Annotated in this window: 22 protein-coding genes, 1 tRNA gene and 1 pseudogene; 12 read left to right on the top strand and 12 right to left on the bottom strand. The window is 40.4% G+C overall.

Going from position 1 to position 22,375, the window contains the following annotated elements; genetic code table 11:
• Window positions 1-11: 11 nt before the first annotated feature.
• The 8 genes from FN124_RS01545 to FN124_RS01510 all read right to left on the bottom strand — a co-directional run bounded on the left by FN124_RS01545 (window position 12) and on the right by FN124_RS01510 (window position 7,036).
• The gene (locus tag FN124_RS01545) at window positions 12-335 is read right to left on the bottom strand and encodes an ISAon1 family transposase N-terminal region protein (protein WP_142683040.1); all 324 of its coding nucleotides are present in this window, start codon (window positions 333-335) and stop codon (window positions 12-14) included.
• Window positions 336-576: 241 nt separating this feature from the next.
• A complete protein-coding gene (locus FN124_RS01540; protein ID WP_142683039.1) occupies window positions 577-774 on the bottom strand; it encodes a transposase in 198 nt (65 codons plus the stop codon).
• A 94-nt stretch (window positions 775-868) separates the two neighbouring features.
• Window positions 869-2,176 (bottom strand): hypothetical protein, encoded by a 1,308-nt coding sequence (locus FN124_RS01535; RefSeq protein ID WP_142683038.1) that lies wholly within the window; start codon window positions 2,174-2,176, stop codon window positions 869-871.
• A 231-nt stretch (window positions 2,177-2,407) separates the two neighbouring features.
• Window positions 2,408-3,910: an ATP-binding protein gene (locus FN124_RS01530; protein WP_142683037.1), complete on the bottom strand. Its 1,503-nt coding sequence runs from the start codon at window positions 3,908-3,910 to the stop codon at window positions 2,408-2,410.
• Window positions 3,888-4,703, bottom strand: coding sequence for a hypothetical protein (locus FN124_RS01525; protein ID WP_142683036.1), 816 nt, complete (start codon window positions 4,701-4,703; stop codon window positions 3,888-3,890). The genes FN124_RS01530 and FN124_RS01525 overlap by 23 nt, the downstream gene beginning before the upstream one ends.
• Window positions 4,703-5,911 (bottom strand): DEAD/DEAH box helicase, encoded by a 1,209-nt coding sequence (locus FN124_RS01520; RefSeq protein ID WP_142683035.1) that lies wholly within the window; start codon window positions 5,909-5,911, stop codon window positions 4,703-4,705. Before FN124_RS01520 ends, FN124_RS01525 begins: the two co-directional genes overlap by 1 nt.
• Window positions 5,912-6,817 (bottom strand): DNA-methyltransferase, encoded by a 906-nt coding sequence (locus FN124_RS01515; protein ID WP_142683034.1) that lies wholly within the window; start codon window positions 6,815-6,817, stop codon window positions 5,912-5,914.
• Between the two features lie 18 nt (window positions 6,818-6,835).
• On the bottom strand, window positions 6,836-7,036 hold the full coding sequence (locus FN124_RS01510; RefSeq protein WP_142683033.1) for a helix-turn-helix transcriptional regulator: 201 nt from the start codon (window positions 7,034-7,036) through the stop codon (window positions 6,836-6,838).
• A gap of 449 nt (window positions 7,037-7,485) precedes the next feature.
• Here FN124_RS01510 and FN124_RS01505 point away from each other — a divergent pair, with 449 nt between their 5' ends.
• Window positions 7,486-8,208: a hypothetical protein gene (locus tag FN124_RS01505; RefSeq protein WP_142683032.1), complete on the top strand. Its 723-nt coding sequence runs from the start codon at window positions 7,486-7,488 to the stop codon at window positions 8,206-8,208.
• A 234-nt stretch (window positions 8,209-8,442) separates the two neighbouring features.
• Here the strand turns inward: FN124_RS01505 and FN124_RS01500 are convergent, their stop codons facing one another.
• The gene (locus FN124_RS01500) at window positions 8,443-8,796 is read right to left on the bottom strand and encodes a helix-turn-helix domain-containing protein (protein WP_142683031.1); all 354 of its coding nucleotides are present in this window, start codon (window positions 8,794-8,796) and stop codon (window positions 8,443-8,445) included.
• A 153-nt stretch (window positions 8,797-8,949) separates the two neighbouring features.
• Between FN124_RS01500 and FN124_RS01495 the strand changes: the two genes are divergently transcribed.
• From FN124_RS01495 to FN124_RS01485, 3 genes are all read left to right on the top strand, one after another.
• Window positions 8,950-9,264, top strand: a complete 315-nt coding sequence (locus FN124_RS01495; RefSeq protein ID WP_142683030.1) for a hypothetical protein — start codon at window positions 8,950-8,952, stop codon at window positions 9,262-9,264.
• Between the two features lie 130 nt (window positions 9,265-9,394).
• Window positions 9,395-10,924 carry a T9SS type A sorting domain-containing protein gene (locus FN124_RS01490; RefSeq protein ID WP_142683029.1) on the top strand — a complete coding sequence of 510 codons (1,530 nt, stop codon included), beginning with the start codon at window positions 9,395-9,397 and terminating at the stop codon, window positions 10,922-10,924.
• Between the two features lie 18 nt (window positions 10,925-10,942).
• Entirely contained in the window at window positions 10,943-14,005 is a 3,063-nt protein-coding gene (locus tag FN124_RS01485; protein ID WP_142683028.1) for a S8 family peptidase, read from the top strand.
• Between the two features lie 414 nt (window positions 14,006-14,419).
• Here the strand turns inward: FN124_RS01485 and FN124_RS01480 are convergent, their stop codons facing one another.
• On the bottom strand, window positions 14,420-14,842 hold the full coding sequence (locus tag FN124_RS01480; RefSeq protein WP_260607294.1) for a helix-turn-helix transcriptional regulator: 423 nt from the start codon (window positions 14,840-14,842) through the stop codon (window positions 14,420-14,422).
• Between the two features lie 229 nt (window positions 14,843-15,071).
• Between FN124_RS01480 and FN124_RS01475 the strand changes: the two genes are divergently transcribed.
• The 8 genes and pseudogenes from FN124_RS01475 to FN124_RS31310 all read left to right on the top strand — a co-directional run.
• On the top strand, window positions 15,072-16,049 hold the full coding sequence (locus tag FN124_RS01475) for a sensor histidine kinase (protein WP_142683027.1): 978 nt from the start codon (window positions 15,072-15,074) through the stop codon (window positions 16,047-16,049).
• A 42-nt stretch (window positions 16,050-16,091) separates the two neighbouring features.
• Window positions 16,092-17,018, top strand: a complete 927-nt coding sequence (locus tag FN124_RS01470) for a HEPN domain-containing protein (RefSeq protein ID WP_142683026.1) — start codon at window positions 16,092-16,094, stop codon at window positions 17,016-17,018.
• On the top strand, window positions 16,990-17,241 hold the full coding sequence (locus FN124_RS01465) for a helix-turn-helix domain-containing protein (RefSeq protein WP_142683025.1): 252 nt from the start codon (window positions 16,990-16,992) through the stop codon (window positions 17,239-17,241). The genes FN124_RS01470 and FN124_RS01465 overlap by 29 nt, the downstream gene beginning before the upstream one ends.
• Before the next feature lie 499 nt (window positions 17,242-17,740).
• On the top strand, window positions 17,741-18,019 hold the full coding sequence (locus FN124_RS01460) for a helix-turn-helix domain-containing protein (protein ID WP_142683024.1): 279 nt from the start codon (window positions 17,741-17,743) through the stop codon (window positions 18,017-18,019).
• Window positions 18,020-18,058: 39 nt separating this feature from the next.
• Window positions 18,059-18,931, top strand: a complete 873-nt coding sequence (locus FN124_RS01455; RefSeq protein WP_142683023.1) for a hypothetical protein — start codon at window positions 18,059-18,061, stop codon at window positions 18,929-18,931.
• Between the two features lie 48 nt (window positions 18,932-18,979).
• A complete protein-coding gene (locus FN124_RS01450; protein ID WP_142683022.1) occupies window positions 18,980-19,192 on the top strand; it encodes a hypothetical protein in 213 nt (70 codons plus the stop codon).
• A gap of 41 nt (window positions 19,193-19,233) precedes the next feature.
• Window positions 19,234-19,470 carry a hypothetical protein gene (locus tag FN124_RS01445; protein ID WP_142683021.1) on the top strand — a complete coding sequence of 79 codons (237 nt, stop codon included), beginning with the start codon at window positions 19,234-19,236 and terminating at the stop codon, window positions 19,468-19,470.
• Window positions 19,471-19,718: 248 nt separating this feature from the next.
• A pseudogene (locus FN124_RS31310) lies at window positions 19,719-20,660 on the top strand (recombinase family protein); the annotation flags it as partial.
• A gap of 583 nt (window positions 20,661-21,243) precedes the next feature.
• On the opposite strand, the gene FN124_RS01435 reads toward FN124_RS31310, so the two are convergent.
• Both FN124_RS01435 and FN124_RS01430 read right to left on the bottom strand, forming a co-directional pair.
• A tRNA-Leu gene (locus FN124_RS01435) sits at window positions 21,244-21,330 on the bottom strand.
• Window positions 21,331-21,445: 115 nt separating this feature from the next.
• Entirely contained in the window at window positions 21,446-22,258 is an 813-nt protein-coding gene (locus FN124_RS01430) for a 2,3,4,5-tetrahydropyridine-2,6-dicarboxylate N-succinyltransferase (RefSeq protein WP_142683020.1), read from the bottom strand.
• Between the last annotated feature and the right edge of the window lie 117 nt (window positions 22,259-22,375).

Here is a 22,375-nt window from a genome sequence, read left to right as displayed (position 1 = left end):
TTACAGGATATTTATCTAAGTAATCCTTTTAAAAAAGCACCGAACTCCGGTGTCATTCGTGTGCCTTTTTTAACTATTTCCCAATCTCTTGTTATTATTTCTCCATCCTCTAAAACCTCCCACCGACGGCGTTTGGCATGCAGGGTGACCTTTTGGCCACGTATAGGAAAATCCTGAATTGCAATTTCTGAGAAGAAACCTTTGGAGTGTGCTTTTCTATGCTGATGCTCTACTGGGATTGTATTCTTTTCTTCCAGGTATATATCAATACCCTCCTTATTCTGACTTGAATCAATTAAGTCAAAATACTCTAAAACCCCTGCTGGTAACAGCATCTCTACTAGTTTGCGAAAATTCTGATCCACGTGCTTCGTTGGTTAATCTGCTGCAAAAAAACTACTTTTTATCCTATCCCCCAACTTTTCAACTTGATCCCAAATAGTGTAAAACCGTACGAAAACGACATTGACACAAACAAAGAAGGTTGTAAGTCAAATACTTACAACCTTCTTTAGTGCCCCCAAGTGGAACGTTATCGAACCAAATGTTTCAAATTCTGAAGGCTATCTCTGCCCTCTAAGATGTATTGACAGAATTATTTTGTGTTGACGACGGCAGCGGCAAGGCTGTGGAGTTGCGGGCCTTTTTGTAATACTCGGTAGCTATTCTGCGGTAATGCTTGAGTTTATTGATCTCCCTCTCCACCACATTCCTTACCTTATAAAGCTCCCGTTTGTACTGTCTTTTACTTTCCTTATTCTCTTTAGGTAGCATGAATATTTCTTCTACGCTCTCACCTTCAACCTTATCTACAAACCGATCAGTCTATAACATTGCTGCCGTTATAATTACAACGATTTTCATTGCCTTACTCTACAATCTCATCACTTTGATTGTTCTTTACAAAATTGCAATTAATTACAAAGTCGCGCATTTTAGCATCCGAGAAATCAACGTACATGCCGTCTTGCGCGCGATTTAAATGGCTGAATACTGATAGAAAGTTGTCAAAATTTTCTTTTTCGCTAAAATCTTTACTGTCCGCTGTGGACCGGGGAATGATAAAGATGTACCGGTGAAATGTGAACTGAAATTCACAAACTGCAAACGGAACACTTTGGTCATTATCTCGGCGTATAAATACTAACAGTACAGGCTGTTCTTGAAAACTGTGGGGAAAATTGAATTCTATTATTTGTGGAAGCTTGTCAATGTCAAACTCGCTATTCGTCCATTTAATTGTTTCTCTGAATTGCGGCAGCAATTCTTCCGGAATAACGCTCAAAAAGAATTTGCAAAAACATCTGTATAGATTCTGTCTAGAAATTTTTTTGTTTGAATGCAACGTGATTGTGAATGGAAGCTTTGGAGCATCTTCTACAACGTCTTGATTTTCTGGTTCGATCTTCTCTAGATCACTAAAAGAGATCTCCAGTAATTCATCCTCATTGCGTCCAATTTTAAAATTTTTCCCCGAAAATTTCTTAGTACCCCCTTTTCCCTTTATCTCATAAATAGTGCGATACAATGAGAAAAATTCGATTATTTGAGGTTCCAATGTCCTACTGAATTCTTCATTGCAACCATCACATTCGTCGTGCAATACGAGCGTCTTATTTCCTAAAGCCTCTGAAATAGCGTGTGCTCTTTTTTTGAATGCAAGTGGTATTCTCGTGTTTTGGCAAAATCGGCAAATACGGTCAGCTTTAGAGGAATTTCCGATGGCCTTCCTTTTATTGCCGTATGGAAAAATATCGTACTTATCAAGTAACCCCCCAAAAAGCTCATTCATGCTTGTTTGAGTCTCTTCAAAATCTTCTTTGTGATATCTTGCTGAGAGCAAATTGCTAATATGAAACGAAACTTTTCGATCCAATTCGGATGTCGGAAAAACAAAGAAAGTTTCGCCATCCGCGAGGTTTCTAATAAACGAGCCAATTCTATGTATGGCAGGAATTTCCCCTTCGGCTTTCTTGATAAAAGCCTCAATGTTTGCCTCAATCTCTGATGATTTTATTAGCTCGGGTCGAATGGTGTTCGTATCAAAGTTGGCAAGGCCGGGAAAAAGGCTTAGAAACTCGTATTGAAAAGCTAATACATTATCCAGGGAGTCGGAATGGCAAGCGAAGGCTTCAGTTTGATCATAGGATCGTAGTAAAAAATCAACCGTAGGCATTTTAGTTTTTGGTTAGGCGAGTGGTTTTTGATTTAAACAAGGTATAGTATTTTCTAAAAAACATGTGGTGAGGGAGGACGATAATGCCAAACGTTTTGGCCCCAATCCTGCAATTAAGATAACAATGCATAAGTTATTTTGACACAGTTTATTTTACACTCCCAGATTATCAAACCAATTTCTAACAATATTAAGAACGCTGCATAGTGTATACATTTGATCTTGATTTTATTAGTTATTTACAATATTTTGCTCTATACTAAAAGCAACTCGTAAAAGTGAATCTTTTAATATTTTTATAGTGTTGGGGTTTATTGTACTTTTTTTGAACCTTGCCATATGCTCGGCAACGCCATCATAAGTACAGTGTCTTAAATAATTTAACGTACCATGATCCCCACTAATTTGGTTCCAATGAGGATGGGAAGCATTTACTATAATTATCACTTCATCGGATTTTGACGCTTCAACGATAACATATGGATCATTAGGAGACATTTCACCGTCAATATATACTTTCACAAATATCCCTCCCATCTCTCCTTCAATCTCCGGTTCCAACTTTTCTTCTACTGTTTCAGTCAACTGTGAAACAGTTTCATTAATCGCCTCATCATCTGGAATAACTGTCAAGGCAATTTTATCCACCATTTCTGCAGAAAACAGTTCTTTTCTTAATTCATCAATCGCTACGTCCGTTTCTGCAGTAGAGGGGCCTCTACCATCATCTGTAGATTTTCTATATTCTCTGGCAATTTCTCTATAATCATTACAAGCATTATATAACTCATTCTCAACGTCTTCTTCCTGACTACCAAACCATTGTATATCATCCTTGGTATGACTTACTTCAAATCCATCTAAATGAATTTCTCCAATCAGTCTCTGGTTAATCAAATCATTCGACCCTTCTTCTTGTCCATAGATCTTGCCAGGCCTCCATGCTTTAGGCCATCCCTTAATAACCCTATTTGATTGTAAAATAGAGAATCCAGCGTTTGCTCTACTGCCATTTTTTAGTATTCCGACCCAGCCAATAATGGTTTTTCCAGCAACAATAAAATTGAAATCTTTTTTATACTCGTTCCCATTTCTATCAGATAAAAATTCAAAATCCTGCCACTTTAATTTTTCATTTTGCCAAGTCAAAACCAGTCTACCTTCACGTATATCTATTCTATACATTGAGCTAAGATAATCCCTGATTTTCCCTAGTGTTCTTCCATGAAATTGGCGGTTAAGTTGGGTAATTTCAACAACAGTGTAAGAGATGTCTTTATCTTTACCTTGCGTTTCTTGCGGAACTATGACTTTGTTACCACTAGCAACGTCTTCCACATTTACTTTTATAAGATATTCTGTACTTTCTCCAAGTTTTTTAGTTCTAACTGTCCATTCATTTCCAAGCCAGCAAGATGACGTCTTTAAACCCAAGCCATATTTTGACCTTCCAGAAGTGCGTTCTGTTACTTTTCCAATATGCAATGCATCTTCTAATTCTGAAAGAGACATACCCATGGAGTTATCCGAAACACGTAAAATATCAGAATCTCTATCATAGGCAATTACGATATCAAGTTTCTCATCGTTTTTCTGATATTTTTCATCAAGAATTTCTTTATTATTAAAATATGCCTGGGTTGAATTATCTACTAGTTCCGCTATGGCATGCCAGGGAGAATATGAAAGTCTTTTATAGGACTTTATAATGTCAGGGCCTACTTGAAATTCCATATGACTTAGATTTTTTTAGTTCTTTTAAATGATATGTATTATCTGGCTTCTGTAATAATAAGTAATCCTTTTTTATATCCAAAGGATTGTAACTAACTGGATATAGATACACACTATCTTTTATGTCAATCCTTTTCCATTCCGTAGTTGCACCATCACAGATAATGGAAATTTTTTCCTTATCTAGTATGTTTAATATTGCTGGTGATTCAACCTTAAGAAATCTATTTAAAAGCTGAGGAAATTTGCATTTAGATTGATTGGGAGTAAATTTATGTGGATATTCTCCATTCAATCTAAATATTAAATTGCCGTTTTGGGAACGAAAAATTTGGAATATACTTAAAATAGCATTATATTTTTCAAGCTTTTGAGACCATTTGTCTTTGGGTATGTCCAAAACGACCATAACTCTAGGCTGCTTGCCTTTCAGTAAGGCATCTAATCGCTGCAAATCAAGGGTTGGATTTTTTTTGTGGAAAAAGGCTGCGATTTCAGCGTCATACAATGCATTAGACAATATTTCAACTTGTGGCAAAACATGACTATTTAAAGAATGTCGGCTCATTTCCACTTCGACTACCCACCAGTTTAAATAATCCCTGTCTATTAAGGCAAGATCGGCCTTAGCATTACCATATTCAGATTCAACGATAATTTTAAATGGTATTGTATAATAATCGGGGTAGATAATATCGACGTTTCTCAAAAAAATTTCCTCAAACTCAGACTCCCTCAAAGCCTTTGCGGAAACTTCATCATACCACTCATCATTAATTAATACTCTAGCCATTATTTACTAATTCCTTTTAACCAATTAATAGTAATGTTCAATTTAAATTTCTTATATTCAGTAACTAGCCTGTTCTTTTCCTGTTCAGTCGCATAAAGTGTAAATATTATTGCATCGGTCTTATTTATAGCTGGGCGTAAAACTCTTCCAAGTCTTTGTATACGTTGTCTCGTACTTGCAGTCGAACTTGCTATTATTGCTATTGAAGTTTCAGGAGCATTCATTCCCTCATCGAGAGCCTTACACGTAACTAATATATTAAATATCCCCTTCCTATAGAGACGTAAATTATCTCTTCTAATAATAGGGCCAATTCCTGAATGATACACTACCGAATTATTCTTTCTTTCGTTTAGTATTTTATTTAATGTATTTGCACCCTCAATACTTTCATGAAAAATTATTATTCGTTCCGCCTTGTGATCCTCTGCAATTCTGCATGCAATTGGTATTCTCATCATTGCTCCCGCAGAAATTTTTGCTCGTTTAATTAGGAGACGCTGCATTTTTATCTTAAAGCCACCACTTTCATTTTCATCATCTTTTTCAGCTAAAAATCTTATTTTTTTACTTACTTTTTTATATTCTTCCTCTTCATGAGGCAAAAGGTTTACCTTGACATTGTTTAAAGTAAAAGGAGTGATGACTCTGTCATTAAGTGCTTCAATATAATCATATGTATATATAATCTTTCCAAGATTAGGTAAAATATATTTTTTAAACCCGTCGTCATATTCTCTTTCAGGAGTTGCCGAAAGCCCTAAGGTTGCAAAATAGTTCCCTTTGATAGCTTCGCTATTTAAAGGACTACCAGCTCTATGACATTCATCCACGATCAAGAAAAAATCTTCTTTTTCATTCAATGTTTTTAACTTCTTCCGAGCTGTATTTATAACTATAATATTGACAGTTAACCACTCTTTGGGTTTTTCCTCTGAAGAGAAACATGCTATTTGATCGGATGGAACGGAAAAATCATCTAACAATGATACATACCATTGATCAAGAAGGGTAATAGTCGGTACTACTATTATTATTTTCCCATCTTTCTTTTTTTTCCTATACTCATTGATACAGAAAAAAGAAAATAAAGTTTTTCCCCCGCCAGTAACAATACTTACAATCCCCTTATAGCTTTTACACCACTCGTCAAGAGCATTTTCTTGCCATTTTCGTGGTTTATGAGGTAATTCCCAATGGTTCTTCATTTATCTATAGATGAGTTTATCTTCTTTCAAGAACCTTCCGACAGAACCTTTGATATAATCTTCATTAGGTTCAATAGCAATCCATTTTCTATTGAGTCTTTCTGCAATAGCACCAGTAGTATTACTTCCTCCAAAGGGATCTAAAATTAAATCCTCGGGATCAGTCAAAAATTTTATAAAAAATTCGGGGATGGCACTTGGCATCCTTGCGGGGTGAGGTTCCAAGTCGTGTTCTTTGCAATACAATTGATAGTTGGTAGTCGATTGAGTATTGGCTGCAGTTATAATATTTGAAGGAATAGCACCTTCATTATCCTTTAAAAATGATTTCTCTCCAATATTGTGTTCCGAGGGTCTAGTGCCAGCATTATACTTTCCCGTTTTTAAAAGTTTTTTCATGGAGCTACTATATTCCATTAATACTTTTTTATTATCAGCTTTAGGAAAATCTGTCTTACTCATCCACCAGATATAAGTAAATGCATCTTTAACCCTATTACGTTCTACATTTACCCATTGAGCAGGGCTAGGCAGTTTTGCGGGGTTATTCCATATAAATTGTTGACAAAGACTGTATTCTCCTTTTTCTAAAAAAGACAAAAGTGCCTTAAGGGAAAATGTTGACATTACAGGCCTTTGAGGTTCCCAAGAATTGCCAAGTTCAATAACTATAGATCCATTATCAGCTAAATATTCTTTAAATAATATTGCTAAATTAGAAAGCCAGTCAATATATTCTTGCCCCTGCAAATTCCCATATTTCTTTTTTCTGTTTAAAGGAAAAGGAGGGGATGTCAGAATCAAGTTGACCTTTCCTTTGTATTGTTCAAACTTTTTGGAAGCTAAGGCTTCCTCAACTTTTCCATTATAAAATATTCCCTTATTCGTATTATATGCTATTCTCATTAAATCTTTATAAGTATGTTATAAATTGCTTTGGGTTGAGACCAAAAGGTCTCTTATGTCTGTGTTTAAAAGATGAGCAATCTGATTCAAGATTTCAATGCTTGGTTGTCGTCTATTTTGTACATACGCATTAACCATATTATAGCTTTTGCCTAGCTGCTCCGCTAACCAAGTTTGCTTTATTCCTTTTTCCTCCAATACTTCTTTGATGCGATTCATTTGCTTCAATGATTAGGATGACGAAAGTAGACTTTTTTTTCAAAAAACATCTCAAAATATGATATATATATTCGAAATTTTGTATCCTATTTTCTCATTATGCCGAATCCGAGCTTTAGGCTGTGCGTCAAATATTTAGTTGTTCATACTATAATATACTTCTGCATGCATTACTTTGTTTGAAAATAATTCAATTATATTCATAGAAGTGATAAAAATTATATATATAATTTTTGCTTTGTACTTGGCCTTGTACAAAATGCAGGAATAAGTAAGGAAATATTGAAAACAATGAACTGGAACCACTAACCGCAAAAAGGTAGCTGAGGACTTGGCTTCATAAAGTTGTTCTTAAAAAAACGGCAGGAATCATATTGTAGATTTTTTCCAAGAAAACACTATCTATAGAGTAGATTATGGGAGTACTACAACTGTAAATAACTTGAAGTATGTATAAGAAAACTATTGCTAAAAAAGATTTAGAATATCATTTATTACGCACTTTTATTTCAAATGAAAGTCTGCAACTGCGTGTAAAATCAATAGAATCTACAGAAACTCCCGATTTTATTGTTAGAGAATTGACCAGGGATATTTCAATAGAGGTAACAAGATTAATTCACCCTCATTTAATACAAGTTGAGGCATTTCAGGAAAACCTTGTAGAATCAGCTTATAGGAAGTTTAAAGAAAAATATTCAGCAAAACTGCGTGTGCTAGTTAACTTTTCAAATGTGCCTATTAAGTGCAAGAAAAGTGAAATTGGCATGTACGTAGATCAATTACATGATCTGGTTGAAGGCATATACTTACCTAATCGGAAATATAGTTTTAATATTTCTTCAAGGGGCCGTTGTAGACCTATAAATCATTTTATTGATTCTATTTCAGTTTCCAATGATCTTGATTTTGAAAATTGGCAACCTTTTGGTGCATACTTGGTGAAAGATGTTGATGTTGATTGGATCAAACGAGCAATACAAGAGAAAGAAAAAAACATTAAAAGATATCCAACAAAATTTGATGAAAACTGGCTTTTACTCGTCGCTAACTTCGGGCATAAGTCTTCTACTCATGGATTTGGTTATTTGGAACAAGAAAAATTTGCTTCGCAATTCGACAAGATATATCTGTATAAGTATATGGATAATATTATCGATCAGCTGAAATAAGATTTTGATAAATTTTGTTTTGTCTAAATGGCAGTTTTAAATTAACATCATCCATTTTAAACAATCTTGTTTTCCGCTGCACCCTCAAAAGAGAGAGGCTGCAATAGTAATAGGTCTACCAAGAGCATAACCAGACTGATACTTATATCTGTTTTACCATTTTCTATTTGACTGTGAATTAGAAATAATTGCCAGCAATACGGCCGCAGAATTACATTGCAGATAACAGGTCAGCTATTTAAGTTTATCTATTACTTTTTCAAGCACCTTAGTTACGCCTTCCAGAGTTTTGTTTAAAAGCTGGAAGTTTTCTTCGGTCAAGCCAATGATATTATTCTGGTTATTGCCGATATTAGAATTGTTCACAGGTGCGGTAATATTGATCGGTTCCTTTTCATGCAATAATTCTTCAGGTTCTACTTCTAAAATATCAGCAATTTGCTGTAGCCGGTTCAGGCTGACGTTAGAGGCACCGCGCTCTATATTTCCATAAGCAGCAGGGGTCATTTTCAAGACACCTGCAACATATTCCTGTGTGAGATTTTTTGCAAGTCTCGATTTGCGGATATTATAACCGACATGCTTCATAAGTGGGAGATAACAAATAGTTAGTGAAACTTTATATAATGTTAAGTCAGACTATCAAAGACGAATTGGAAACATAAAAAATTAATGATTATTTCGCTCTTGACTTTCTCATAACCTTTATATGCCTGTAAAACTAAAAAAATCTTTATTACTGTGAAAGAAACTAATGACATACTGGAACCTGCCTTAAAGTTCAGGTTTTTTAAAGCCATTTACTGCGAAGGCAAACATTACAGTTGCGATTTTTATAAAATCTCGTCAGAGAATACTACCAGATGGTTCCTTGTAGAATTGCAGGAAAAGAATAAAATAACAAAGATAGAATTGCTCATGCAGGATCACGGAAATGGACAATGGGCTTTTGAGGGACTTACCTATGGTTTTAGTACCGCAATGGAGCAACAGCTTGCCGCCTGTATCATTGCAGATATAGAACAACGAAACCTCCATAAAATGAAAAAAGTGTAACGTATGCACATAGGTTGCATGTTTTTACATTTATTTTACTCTATAAATTAAAATGTTTGACCCGGCAACAAATCAGTGACCATTTTTGCATTAGAATAAAATAACTTTAACAAATGAAGACCCCTTGCTTATGAAATACTGTTGCCTACTGTTATGTTTTGTTATAACCTGTATTGTGAGCGGGCAGGCCATTGCACTACCTACGGGGCTGGACAGCAGCTTTGGTACGAATGGAATAGTTACCTACACGACACCACCAACTTATGGCAGTAATTACAATGCTATAGTGATACAGCCAGATGGTAAAATAGTAGCGGCCGGTGGAGCAATATTAAATGCGGTTGTGGCTCGTTATCTGCCCAATGGCACGTTAGATAATACCTTTAGTGTACAGGGAAAATATATAAGACCATATACCCCTAATGGTTTTGCACTACTTGATTTGGCTTTACAGTCAGATGGAAAAATTGTTGTGGGGGGTCAAACATACAGTAATCAAACACACGATGATTTTGCTTTAATAAGATTGAATAGTAATGGAAATATCGATAGTACTTTTGGAGATAGTGGCGTTGTGACTACCAATGTAAGTATGTCTGGCAGTTCGATGGATTACTTGAAAGTAATAACCTTACAGCCGGACGGCAAAATTATAGCTGTAGGCACAACATATAATACACTTGCGCTTATACGCTATTGGCCTGCGGGGGCAATTGACAGCAGTTTTGGCACTTATGGACGGGTAGTTACCGGTACAGGTTCTTATGGTGCAGAGATAGGCGATGTAGCTATTCAGCCTGATAATAAAATAGTGGTAGGTATAGAGGCATATGATGCTACAAATACCCGATCCTTTGCCTGTGTACGCTACCTGCCTGATGGTACACTGGATACTACTTTTAATCATACCGGCATTTCCTATATACAGACGGGCGGCCTTGCCTATGTACATACCATGCAGCTACAGCCCGACGGACGTATATTGCTCGGCGGCGCAGCCAGTAATGACCTGAAGCTGCTGCGTCTGAAGGCAAACGGCAGTACAGACAGCAGTTTTGGCGTCAATGGCATAGCCACTGCAGACACTTGTATTGCCTCCTGTATGGTGCTGCGCAGTGATGGTAAAATAGTTGTAGGCGGTTATACAAATTCCAATAATGAAGATTTTGCAGTAATGCAATTTAAGCCTAATGGCAGCCTTGATACTGCATTTGGGCAGCAGGGAAAGATATTTACACCTATTGGGCCGGGTAACGAACGAATGGAAGATATGAAACTACAGGCCGATGGCAAAATAGTGGCCTGCGGACGTTCCCAAAAAAACAGCACCTCCAGTGGTGGAGATATAAATGCAGTTATCGTACGCTATCAGTCAGATGGCCGCTTGTCCGTTATCAACCCGCCTGACGTCGCAGCAGCACAGGATATAACCGTCTATCCCATACCTGCTGTTGATGCCCTCCATATAACCAACCGCAGCAACTATACTATTACCGATGCTGTCCTGTATACCACAGATGGCAGGATGATAGAATGCCCCCCTATGTATCATAATACCATTAGCACCGTACAGCTGCCAAATGGTGTATATCTGCTCCAATTACAACTATCTTCTTACCCCCAAATACCAGTGATGCGAAAGATCATTGTTTACCATTAAAAAATCAAAAACCACATTATGATCAAAAAAAACTGTGCAGCACTGCTGTTGCTGCTGGCATTACTTATGCCCAAAATTATGAACGCGCAGTCCGTCAGGCTGTACCTTTCTGTACCCGATGAAAGCATCCTTACCAGTATATCTTCGTCCGGTGTTCCTTCTTTTGCTTTACCCAGTATTGCTTCCGTCTTTAGCCAATATGGGGCTACAAATTTTGCAAAAGCCTTCCCTGATTCGCGCTTTGATTTTATGCGGCACATATACAGTGTCAATTGTACCAGTACAGCCCTCGGCACAACCCTTAAAGCATCTTGGCCTGCTTATTTCCCCTATTATGAAGAAGATAAAGTACCGCAGTACACCGGCAATTATTATCCTAATGATTGGGGGTTATGGTACGATAAGTACCTCGACTTTATTCATGCACCCGCTGCATGGGGCATTACCAAAGGCGATACAGGTACGGTGATAGGCATTACCGATACTTACTTTGACCTCAACAACCCCGATCTGCAGGGGGGGCAAATAAAGCGGATCACTAATAATTATCCGCCTCCTTACAACCCCGCCACCGGCTCATTCGATGCCGAATCGTGGCATCATGGCACTACCGTAGCCGGCATAGCTGCGGGACGTACCGACAATAGTACAGGCTTCCCATCGGTAGGCTTTAACTGTCGTCTTGATCTGGCAGAAGGTCAGACAGGAGAAATGCAGCGAATGGCCGACCGCGGGTGCCAGGTACTCAATGGCAGTTGGGGCGGTTTTGCGGGTTTTGATCTAACTCAGGCGATACAAAGCAATTTAACTATGCAAATGCAATATCAGGGCATCTATGAAGAGGGGACTTTCAGTGTATTTGGTGCGGGCAATGGCGATAATCATACGCCCGGAGCCGCCGGCCAGTATTTTATTCCCGCTGCACTCGACCATGTAATGTCGGTATCGGCAGTAGGTTGGGAAAACAATTATGGTTCGGGCAGTACCTTTAATGTAAAATGGGTGCATGAAGCCAACGTAGGTGATTCGGTGGCCGACTGCTACCAACACAATAGCCAGGTAGATATATGTGCTCCGGCAGTGCGTATAGGCGGCCTTACCTGCACTCCTATCGATACTTCCAAGCACTTTGAAGGGATAGCAGGATGGGGCACTTCCTTTGCTTCCCCGCAGGTGGCTGGCACAGCGGCACTGCTGCACAGCTTTAATAATTGTTATAGCCCTTATCAACTGGAGTGGCTGTTGAAGAAAACTGCAAATGACAGTATGTTTAAAGTTCCCGAGAATAACAGGTATGCAGGCAGATTGGGCGCAGGCGCATTAGACGCTGGTAATGCGCTTACTTTTGCCAATACCTATAAAAACGACGTTGCTTCTTGCAACAACCCCGCTACCCAAACGATGTTTGTACAGGGCGTAGAGGTCAATACCATTTGCGCTCCCGGTTACAGCAGCAACAGCACATTGCCGCACCTGAAGCCCGTAGTACTGAATGGTACGCCTCCTTATAGTGCCCGTTGGGTAGCATTAGGCGGCAATACAGCTACTTTGAGCAGCATAAATACCTTTGAGCCGGACGTAACAGCAGCCACCGGTGGCAAGCTGCTCTATTACCGCCTCACGGTATATGACAGTGACCCGGTAGCGAAGAAAGTAGCTGATAAAATCATCCGTATACAACTGGATACGGTAGCGACTTATGATCTGGCACTCCGCGATTCTTATGTAGATATGCTCGACCAACCTAATAGCCAGCTGAGTGTAGATGGTCGTGAGTGGGATATATGGCATAGTCCCGATCTTTGGGTAAGACAGGTAAATGATAGTATTACAGAACATCAAAACCCGGAATACCTGAACAACGATTCCAATTACATATATGTACGGGTACGCAACATAGGCTGTGCCGCAGCATCCAGTAACACTGTGGAGGCAGGGGTAAAACTTTACTGGACGCAGGCATCCACCGGTGAAATGTGGGACGCAGATTGGACAGGCATGACCTATCTTGCCGGTTCTTCCGGTGTTCCTGTAGTTGCAGGCAGTCAGATCGGCAATTCCCTGCCCGTACCTCCACTTCAGCCCGGCGCGTCGGTAGTGCTGCATACGGCGTGGAAGCCTCAAAGGCCGCAGGACTATATTAACAGCCCCGACAAGGTAGATGTATGCCTGCTGGCAAGGATAATTGAAGACGTATTTGTATCAACTCCCTTTGGCGGGGCGTGGTATACAAAGGATATGGATATAAGTGAGCTTTTCCTAAGCGAAAAGTATAATGTGAAGAACAATAACAACATTGTAACCCGCAACCTGATCATTACCAATTTTGACCTGACCAACAAGCCAACAGAAAAACACCAGATATGGGTATCCAACGCAGAAACCGAAAACCATGTTTTTAACCTGCAACTCATTAACGATAAAGCCATCCATAAACAACTGGCCGGGGACTTTTCTGCTGTTGGTTATATAACACTGCACCTCGGTGACCTGTTTGACCGTTGGGTAGCCGCCGGTTCTCTGGGTACTTATGCCCATGCAGACGAAACTGCAAAAACGGTTACTTTTGACGGTGCAACCACGCTCGAATTAGACGGCATTCAACTGAACAGTGGGGAACATTTCCCCGTAATAGTAGAGATCAGTCTGCGTAACGGTGCCAAGACTTACGGTAATTCGTTTGATATACATTTCCGGCAGTTTATGGTCAATGAAAAAACTGTAGACCCGGATGTATATGGTAATGTAAGTTTTCATATCAATACACCAGTAGCAGATCACATTCTTGCCCGTAAACAAAACCCGGCAAATGAGCAGTCAAAGATCAATAAGTACTTTGTGTATCCTAACCCGGTGGGTGATGTATTGAATTATGGTTATGCAGGCTCTGAAGATGTCATTTCTGATATTATGGTAACAGATGTTACCGGCAGGGCTGTTATCGTGAAGAAAAATACAACCATGCAAAACAGGCAGACTTATACTGTCAGTACTGCCGGTTTACAGTCGGGTATTTACATTGTTCACTTTACTAACAATAAGGGGGCAACAGAAACATTTAAGATCACTAAACTCAATTAATACGAGTACTAAGGCATTACTCAAAGCAGGGCATTTAATGTCTTGCTTTTTTATGTATTCTATCATCTCTAAAAGACTACCATTATCTGATGGCGGCCTTTCCATCTTTGATTATGATAGTACTTGTTCCTTTTTTATACAGAAAGATCAATAGTAGGAAATTTATAAGCGCCAGTACCCCTGACACAAAAAAGATATTGCTTAACAGGTCATAGCTAAGATTTAATAGGTAAACATTGGAAAAGAAAAATCCCAAGACGATTTTTTCTTTGAATACCACCAGAAGAAAATACAGGATATCCAGCATAAGACAATACTGCGCCAAATGTTTCACCCTTTTATAGCTGAGCACAAAGAATTTATGAAATGAAAAAAGCCACCGTTTGGTGGCTTCCTCTATCCCTGAACTTTCAGTTATTTCTTCTTTTCATTCAGCACCTTTTCCAGCAATGCAATCTTCTCATCTTTCTCTTTCAGCAAAGCAGCGTATAATTTTTTATTCTCTTCCGCTACTTCAACCCATTTATCGAAAGGGTTAAAGGTACATTTGTAGTTATAGGTATATGCTGATGATTCGTCCTGAAAGGTATTGGCTATAATATTAACAGCTCCCTCCTCATTAAAATTCTTAATTGCCTCTACGGGTACCTTCAGGGTTTTAGCAATCTGCTCCAATTGCTCCGGCTCAATGATCTCTTTACCTTCTAAAACAGAAACACTCTGCTGACTGATATTCAAAGCATCGGCCAGTACTTCCTGCTTTATATGCAGTAACTCGCGGATACGTTTTACTGCTCTTCCATGATGTGCTTTTTCGGGCATAATAGTAGTTGTCATATTTACAAATATATAAAAACTAATGGGTTAGTACGGCACCATGAACCTTTGGTAGGGTACCAGTAATCACTGGTAATATACAATAAATTCCTGGTAACGTACAGCCATAACTGGTTCGGTACGGCAAAAACGGGCCGTAATTTCCCACCTGTAATTGTACAACACAGGCAGCACAATTGTACCATACAAGCCCTTGCCTGAATTTACCGTAAACCCAATAGAATGCCTTATGAGAGATACAATAAGGAAGCAAATCTTAGCCCGGTACCCTGATTGGCATAATAAGCCCTTCCAACTCGATTTGGAAGAAATGGATAATCCCAACCTGGTATATGAAGAGTTTTTTGAGGCTTACTCACTTCCCCAGGTCCGGGTTTGTTTATGGGATCTACTGCAAAGCGCCTGTCAGGATGAGTTTACAGAAGCAGCTAACCTCCTTAACCTTTACAGGCATTGTGAAAGACTGATCGAGGCGTCTTTTCTTGTTTATGAAAACCGGAACCGGGAAGAGCAGGTGCAGGATGCCCTTGTCCATACAATGGAAATATTCTTCGGCGTATTCGCCCATGAGATCAGGGGACAGATCGCCGGTGTAGTACAATGCTCCCAATCCATACAGGAAGGGAAAGACACCCACTTTTATCTGCAAACCATAAATGCTATTGGCCATAATGCACTGGCCATACTCGATAATATGCTGACTACCGTACAATACCATGCCGGTAAGCTGGATATACGGGCAGTAAAAGAAACGTTCCATTTCGCCCATTGGATAAAGACGGTCGTCCGGCATTTTGAAACAGCTGCCGCCTTACAGGAAAAGCGCATCTGCCTTACCATACTGCCCTCTTTGGACAATACCGATCTGACTACAGATAAAGTAAAGCTGGGTCAAATTGTGCATAACCTGCTGGCCAATGCCTTAAAGTATAGTTATCCCGCTACCTGCATTGCTGTGCAATGCTATCTGGAAGATACCAGCCTCGTATTGCAGGTCGCTAATGAGGGGATGGGCATTGCCGCCGACAGGACAGACGATTTATTCAAGCCATACGGACAGTTAGGTAAAGGCCATAGCGGCACAGGATTGGGGCTATATCTCAGCCAGCTGTATGTGCAGGAGTTGGGCGGCACCATAACGGTACAAAGCGAAGAAAAGGCAACTACCATTTTTACGGTACAGATACCCGGATTCCTTCCGGCCTGAAAGATAATCTATAACTAACCGTCATCATTAAACTCTATCACTATGCTTTCTACCTTTCAACACCTCTCACCGCAGCAATTAGCCCAACTGGCGCAGCTGGTACAAAAAATCGTACAGGCTACCAACCCGGATAAGATCATCTGCTATGGCAGCCGTATCACTACCATGCAGGACTGGAGCTGTTTTGCACAGGGAACCGGATGTAAAGAGATTGCTCATCCTACGTATGATCTGCTGATTATCCCTAACAGCAATGAAAAACGTGCCGATCATGAACTTATCCAGATCGCGGAGCAACAGGCATTGCCATTGGGTTGTGCTGTGACCAGCGTTGTGCAGAAACTGGCATCGGTCAACAGTTTACTGGAAAAGGGTGCACGTTTTTTTGCTACACTTTACCGCAAAGGTGTATTAGTGTATAATGGCAGTGGCGCTGCTTTGGTCACGCCACCCAATGAACCGGATATAACCACTGTAAAAAGCAGGATAACGGATTATTGGGACAAGTGTTTTGGGATGGCACAGTGTTTTTTAAAATCGGCATCTTTTTGCATAGATGGTGGCTGGCATGAACAGGCTGTTTTTAATTTACACCAATCGGTACAACATACCTGTATGGCGCTGCTCCGGGTATTTACCGGCTTTAGGTCCAATACTCATAATCTTGCCCGATTGCTGGCGTTGGTACAACATTTTTCTTATGCACCGATGATGGTTTTCCCCTGCATTACAAAAGAGGAAACCGATCTTTTTAACACGCTCAACAAAGCCTATTCAGATGCACGCTATAATGAAAGCTACATGGTATCAGTAGAAAAAGCGACGATATTAATGGAACGGGTAAGTGATTTTATCGCTATCGCGGAAAGACTGTACCAGCAAAGGTTGCTTGATCTTGAAAACGGACAATCCATTTCTTTTCCTTTAATCCCTGCCACCTATGAAGAACAGGTACACAGTCACCAATAAGGCTTTTAACGAGCAGCTGGCTGTTTGGTTACAGTCTATCGGCGATAGGCTATCTGCTTTGCGCAAGGGAAGAAAGGAAAGTTTAAAGAAGGTGTCAAAGGCCATAAAAATGTCGCCTGCCCTGTTAAGCAAAATAGAGAAGGGACAGCATGACTTTAAACTGATGCATCTGATCAGGATATGTAGGTACTACAAAGTAAACGTACTGGATGTGATTGAATAGTCTAATGCTATAGGATTTACCGGTACGCGAAATATTTCTTGCCCGGTACAAACGTCTGCAGGATGGGTTTAATCCCATCCTTTTTCTTTTATTATCCGTTCATTCAGCGGACAGCAATGTCCTGCAATATGTCTTATATATGTTGTGCAGCTGTTCCTGATAAGTAACCTTATTGTCGCTTGCTATAGCTTATTGTCGTTAACTGTTCCGTATCTGTTCTAAACCGGGAACAGTACTGTTCTGATAAAAGCATTTCCGGGTATTTCTGGGGAAGGTCATGCTATTTTTATTCATTTTGGTTAAATCCGCGCATAAGTTGGTAAGCAGGCTTTTGAGCCATCGTATCTTTGTCGCTTGCCCATGATTTTAATCCTTAAAACAAGCATATAACGTGACTAAAAATTGCGATCATTAAAAAGGGTCGCTCCTATCATCCAACGCTATATGCTTCGTGCCGCAATTATTAGAGAAAACGATTTAAGACGACAACTATAAACATATGCATGAAGAACTGGAAGACATACGTCAAAGGTTATACGAAGTAGACAGGAAAATTGAATTGCTACTGCAACTTGCAAGAAATGATGCTATAGACCGGCAGCCGCCACTATCCGCAACACAGGCGGCTGCTTATCTGCACCTTTCGCTTTCAAGAGTATACTGCCTGATTGCAGAAGGCAGGTTACAGCCATTACAGCGAAAGAAATACGGGCGTATCCTCTTCAGCCTGCAACACCTCCGTCAATATCTTTCGCAACAGGACAACCAATCACCATAACCATATGCAACAATTATTATTCATCATTAAACCCACTCTATGAGTATTGTAAAAGAAAAATACGGCAGTAACCGGGTCAATCTGATCTACCAGATACTATGCAATGAAGCAGAGCAGGGGCAGCCAAAAGAATATGATGTGCGGATAGACGAACTGAAAGTAATATCCCGCACCAGCGACCCGGAACGCTTCTTTCAGCATGAGGATTTTATACAGCCTGAAACTCGCTGTATCACCATCTGCCTGTATGATGGCAGTTCCCGCAGATGCACCCGGTATGTACTGTTATTAAAAGAAGAAGAACAAACCATCAAAGGCACGCTGGATGGGATAGAGCATACCATTAATGAAAAACTGCAACAGGAAAGAAAACAATGGGAGTACGAGCAATTGAAAGGCGAAAATGAAGAATTGAAGCGGCAGCTCGATGAAGCAGAGGAATACCAGGAACAGCTACAGGATACCATACAAAAGTTACAAACAGAGAAAGGCACTACGACCAACAAGATAACCGATACCCTGTTAAATCTGGCCGGTCTGTACCTCGCTAAAAACCCGCAGGCATTAAGCGGTATCCCATTGTTAGGTGACATGATCAAACCAGGTAATATGCCGCCACAGGAACATTACGGGTCTGCTTCCTACAGCAAACAGGAACGAAACCCGCCGGATTTTGACGCAGGCAATGGCACCCGCAAACCTAAAGAGCAGGATGTAGCAGCGTTGCGTAGCATATTGGATGCCTTTTTCGCAATGCCGCAAGTGGAAAAGGTGGAGCATATTATTCATTACCTGTATTGCAACAATGGTCTTGCAGATGAGCTACTGCAAATGCTTCAGAAAGCCGATACAGTGCAGGGTGAGGAAGGTGAAGTCGATAAACGGGAAGAAGTTTTTAATAAGGCCGCATGATCGTTACCATACTATTCCTTCTTATTAAACAATTAAATAAATAACGCTATGACCAAACACACGCTTACAGTACAAATAGAAGCGCCTACCATCAAAGAAGCGGAGGATAAGCTCTGCATCGTTATGTCCATGTTAAGCTGGCTGCATAAGCTGGATAAATCCAGTCTTATGGGAAATGCTGTTAAGCTCTGGATTCTGTGGGAACACATACACCTCGCCAGCAAACCTAAAGTAGTGCCCCATCAACCGGCAGCAAAATAAACTTTATCTTTTGACAATGCTTACCATTTAAAAATCTACACATGAAACAGAAAAAACAAGAACAACAAACAAACAGGCCACAATTATCTTCTGCTACACTGCCCCCCGGTATAAAAGGGGATGAAGAGATGACACCGGAATTATTAAGAAAGTTTCCGGGGTGTGAACACTATACCGATGAACAGGCAAAAGAGATCGTGTTCACCATAAAGCAACTTGCGGAATTATTGTATGATTTGGCATTGCCAAAAGAATTACATAATGTTGATTGTCAATGATAATCAGTAGTAAATAAAGGATGTAAAAACACTTGAATACTAACAGATGAAACATAATGATCAGGATCAATACGCCAACAGAATATCGTTGACAGAATGCAGGAAGAAGTTAAAAGATGACAGCCTGAGTGATGAGCAGGTAATGATGATACGGGACTTCCTCTATAGAATGCTAGACATCGAAATGGACATCTACCGGAAATGGCAGGAGAACAAACATAATATTAGTACACCCATAAATACAGCCTATGTCAATGTTACAAAGAAAAGCGTTCCTATACATAAGAGTGAGTACAGACGAGCAGCTTAACGGATACAGCCCGGAAATTCAAGAGGAATGTCTTATCCGTTATTGTGAAGTGAACAATATAACGGTAGCTGGAATATACCGGGAGGACTATTCTGCAAAGACTTTTGACCGCCCGGTATTTCAGAAAATGCTGGCTGTCGTGAAAAAGCAAAAAGGTATAATAGACCTGCTGCTGTTCACAAGATGGGACAGGTTCAGCCGCAATGCCGGGGATGCTTATAGCATGATCAGCCAGTTAAAGAAAATGCGGGTGGAGCCGCAGGGAGTAGAACAACCACTTGATCTAAGTGTACCGGAGAATAAAATGATGCTGGCCTTCTATCTTGCAGCACCGGAAGTAGAGAATGACCGCCGTGCCCTGAACACATTGCTTGGCATGCGTCGCGCTAAAAAAGAGGGTCGTTTTTTAGGTGTTGCTCCTAAAGGATATAAGAATGAAAGGGATGCTCAAAAAAAACCAATACTGGCGATAGATGAACGGATAGCCCCACTCATAGTATGGGTATTTGAGGAAGTGGCAAGGGGTGTACATGATCTGGAGAAAATACGGAGGATGGCCAACATCAAAGGACTGGATGTAAGGCGCAGCCAGTTTTGGAATCTGGTTCATAACCCTGTTTATTGCGGTAAAGTATTTATTGCAGCTTATAAAGACGAGGATGCCTATTACAGATTGGGCATTCATAAACCGCTCATATCTGAAACTTTGTTTAATGAGGCGGCAGATGTGATGAGTGGCCGCAAGCGTAATACAAAAGTACGCAGTACCAAAGATGAGCACCTGCCCTTACGCGGATTCCTTGTATGTAAACAATGTGGCCGCCCGATAACCGGCAGTGGCAGTAAAGGCAATGGTGGTACTTATTATTACTATCATTGCCAAAGCGGCACATTATGTAAAGAACGGTTCCGTGCCAGTGATGCACATGAACAGTTCCGTAAAGAATTGTATAAGATCGTCACAAAGAGGGATGTACTGGAACTCTATCTTACCCTGTTAGAACAGTCATTAAAGGATAATAGCGCAGATAACAGCAAAAAGGTAAAAGAAACAGAAGCCGCCATTGAGAAATTAAAACAGCGGCTACAGAATGCGCAGTCCTTAATGCTGGATGCCGAACTATCAGCCGCAGAGTACAAGGATATCAGGAATAAGCTACTGCCGGAGGTAGATGGGCTGGAGCGTCAGAAGCTGGAGTTACTGACAGACGAAGATGATTACCTGCAATATGTGCAATCAGGAGGGGCAATACTTGTAAATGTCCTGAAACACTATGATGACGGGGATTTGGCGGTCAAACAAAGGATCATCGGTTCTATATTTTCCGAAAAACTGATTTTTGATAAAAATGAATATAGAACCACAGAACCTAACCCGGTGATGACGCTGATAAGCATGTCGGTAAAGGATTTGGAGCGATTAAAAAAAGGAAAGGTCGGAGAATTCTCCGACCTTTCCATCTTGGTGCCCAGAACTGGATTCGAACCAGCACATCCTTGCGAACGCTGCGACCTGAACACAGTGCGTCTACCAATTTCGCCATCTGGGCATCGCATGTCCCCGTAAAGGGATTGCAAAAGTAAACACTTTTTTAAATTAACCAAATTTTTTTTCAACACATAAAAAAACGGCGCCTTTAACAGGCGCCGTTGCTATGAAAATATTTACACTGCTACATTGAACTCACGCAACGTGTCGTTCAGGCTGGTCTTCAGGTCTGTAGAGGCTTTACGCTGACCAATGATCAGTGCACACGACACCTGGTATTCGCCGGCAGGGAATTTCTTGGTATAGGTACCGGGAATCACCACGCTGCGCGCAGGTACACGGCCCTTGTATTCAATAGGCTCGCTGCCGCTTACATCAATGATCTTGGTGGATTGGGTCAGTACTACGTTAGCACCCAGCACCGCTTCTTTTTCCACGATAACACCTTCCACTACTATACAACGGGAGCCCACAAAGCAGCCGTCTTCAATGATCACCGGGCTGGCCTGTAATGGTTCCAGTACGCCGCCAATACCAACGCCGCCGCTCAGGTGCACGTTTTTACCGATCTGCGCGCAGGATCCTACTGTAGCCCAGGTATCTACCATGGTACCTTCATCCACAAAAGCGCCTATGTTAACATAAGATGGCATCAGGATGCAACCCTTCGCAATGTAAGCGCCATAACGGGCTATCGCATGGGGAACTACTCTTACGCCAAGGTCTTTATAGTTCGACTTCAATCTCATTTTATCATAGAACTCAAACGGAGGTAACTCCATTGTTTCCATTGGCTGTATGGAGAAGTACATTAAAATTGCCTGCTTCACCCACTCGTTCACCTGCCAGCCGTTCTCTGTAGGAGCCGCAACTCTCAGATGGCCTTTATCTACCGCTTCTATCACCGCCTTAACCGCATCCGTGTACTGTGTTTCCTGTAAGAGACCGCGATCAGCCCAGGCAGCCAGTATTTGTTGTTGTAATTCCATTTTTTTATTTTTTGCAAACATAATAAGTAGAAAATAAAATTACGAATTACAAAGAGGTATTTCGGGAAATCTTGTCAGATATACCTGTTTCGCCAGCTGTAATCCGTAATTTTGGGT

This window comes from Chitinophaga polysaccharea (genome assembly GCF_902150045.1).
Taxonomy (GTDB): Bacteria; Bacteroidota; Bacteroidia; order Chitinophagales; family Chitinophagaceae; genus Chitinophaga; species Chitinophaga polysaccharea_A.
The sequence above is the reverse complement of the archived record's forward strand: the minus strand, read 5'-3'. Positions and strand labels throughout refer to the sequence as shown.

Bases quoted from the DNA above. Each gene is read 5' to 3' on its own strand.
- FN124_RS01545 (WP_142683040.1), bottom strand. From the start codon at position 335: ATGCTGTTACCAGCAGGGGTTTTAGAGTATTTTGACTTAATTGATTCA.
- FN124_RS01540 (WP_142683039.1), bottom strand. From the start codon at position 774: ATGCTACCTAAAGAGAATAAGGAAAGTAAAAGACAGTACAAACGGGAG.
- FN124_RS01535 (WP_142683038.1), bottom strand. From the start codon at position 2,176: ATGCCTACGGTTGATTTTTTACTACGATCCTATGATCAAACTGAAGCC.
- FN124_RS01530 (WP_142683037.1), bottom strand. From the start codon at position 3,910: ATGGAATTTCAAGTAGGCCCTGACATTATAAAGTCCTATAAAAGACTT.
- FN124_RS01525 (WP_142683036.1), bottom strand. From the start codon at position 4,703: ATGGCTAGAGTATTAATTAATGATGAGTGGTATGATGAAGTTTCCGCA.
- FN124_RS01520 (WP_142683035.1), bottom strand. From the start codon at position 5,911: ATGAAGAACCATTGGGAATTACCTCATAAACCACGAAAATGGCAAGAA.
- FN124_RS01515 (WP_142683034.1), bottom strand. From the start codon at position 6,817: ATGAGAATAGCATATAATACGAATAAGGGAATATTTTATAATGGAAAA.
- FN124_RS01510 (WP_142683033.1), bottom strand. From the start codon at position 7,036: ATGAATCGCATCAAAGAAGTATTGGAGGAAAAAGGAATAAAGCAAACT.
- FN124_RS01505 (WP_142683032.1), top strand. From the start codon at position 7,486: ATGTATAAGAAAACTATTGCTAAAAAAGATTTAGAATATCATTTATTA.
- FN124_RS01500 (WP_142683031.1), bottom strand. From the start codon at position 8,796: ATGAAGCATGTCGGTTATAATATCCGCAAATCGAGACTTGCAAAAAAT.
- FN124_RS01490 (WP_142683029.1), top strand. From the start codon at position 9,395: ATGAAATACTGTTGCCTACTGTTATGTTTTGTTATAACCTGTATTGTG.
- FN124_RS01485 (WP_142683028.1), top strand. From the start codon at position 10,943: ATGATCAAAAAAAACTGTGCAGCACTGCTGTTGCTGCTGGCATTACTT.
- FN124_RS01480 (WP_260607294.1), bottom strand. From the start codon at position 14,842: ATGACAACTACTATTATGCCCGAAAAAGCACATCATGGAAGAGCAGTA.
- FN124_RS01475 (WP_142683027.1), top strand. From the start codon at position 15,072: ATGAGAGATACAATAAGGAAGCAAATCTTAGCCCGGTACCCTGATTGG.
- FN124_RS01470 (WP_142683026.1), top strand. From the start codon at position 16,092: ATGCTTTCTACCTTTCAACACCTCTCACCGCAGCAATTAGCCCAACTG.
- FN124_RS01465 (WP_142683025.1), top strand. From the start codon at position 16,990: ATGAAGAACAGGTACACAGTCACCAATAAGGCTTTTAACGAGCAGCTG.
- FN124_RS01460 (WP_142683024.1), top strand. From the start codon at position 17,741: ATGCATGAAGAACTGGAAGACATACGTCAAAGGTTATACGAAGTAGAC.
- FN124_RS01455 (WP_142683023.1), top strand. From the start codon at position 18,059: ATGAGTATTGTAAAAGAAAAATACGGCAGTAACCGGGTCAATCTGATC.
- FN124_RS01450 (WP_142683022.1), top strand. From the start codon at position 18,980: ATGACCAAACACACGCTTACAGTACAAATAGAAGCGCCTACCATCAAA.
- FN124_RS01445 (WP_142683021.1), top strand. From the start codon at position 19,234: ATGAAACAGAAAAAACAAGAACAACAAACAAACAGGCCACAATTATCT.
- FN124_RS01430 (WP_142683020.1), bottom strand. From the start codon at position 22,258: ATGGAATTACAACAACAAATACTGGCTGCCTGGGCTGATCGCGGTCTC.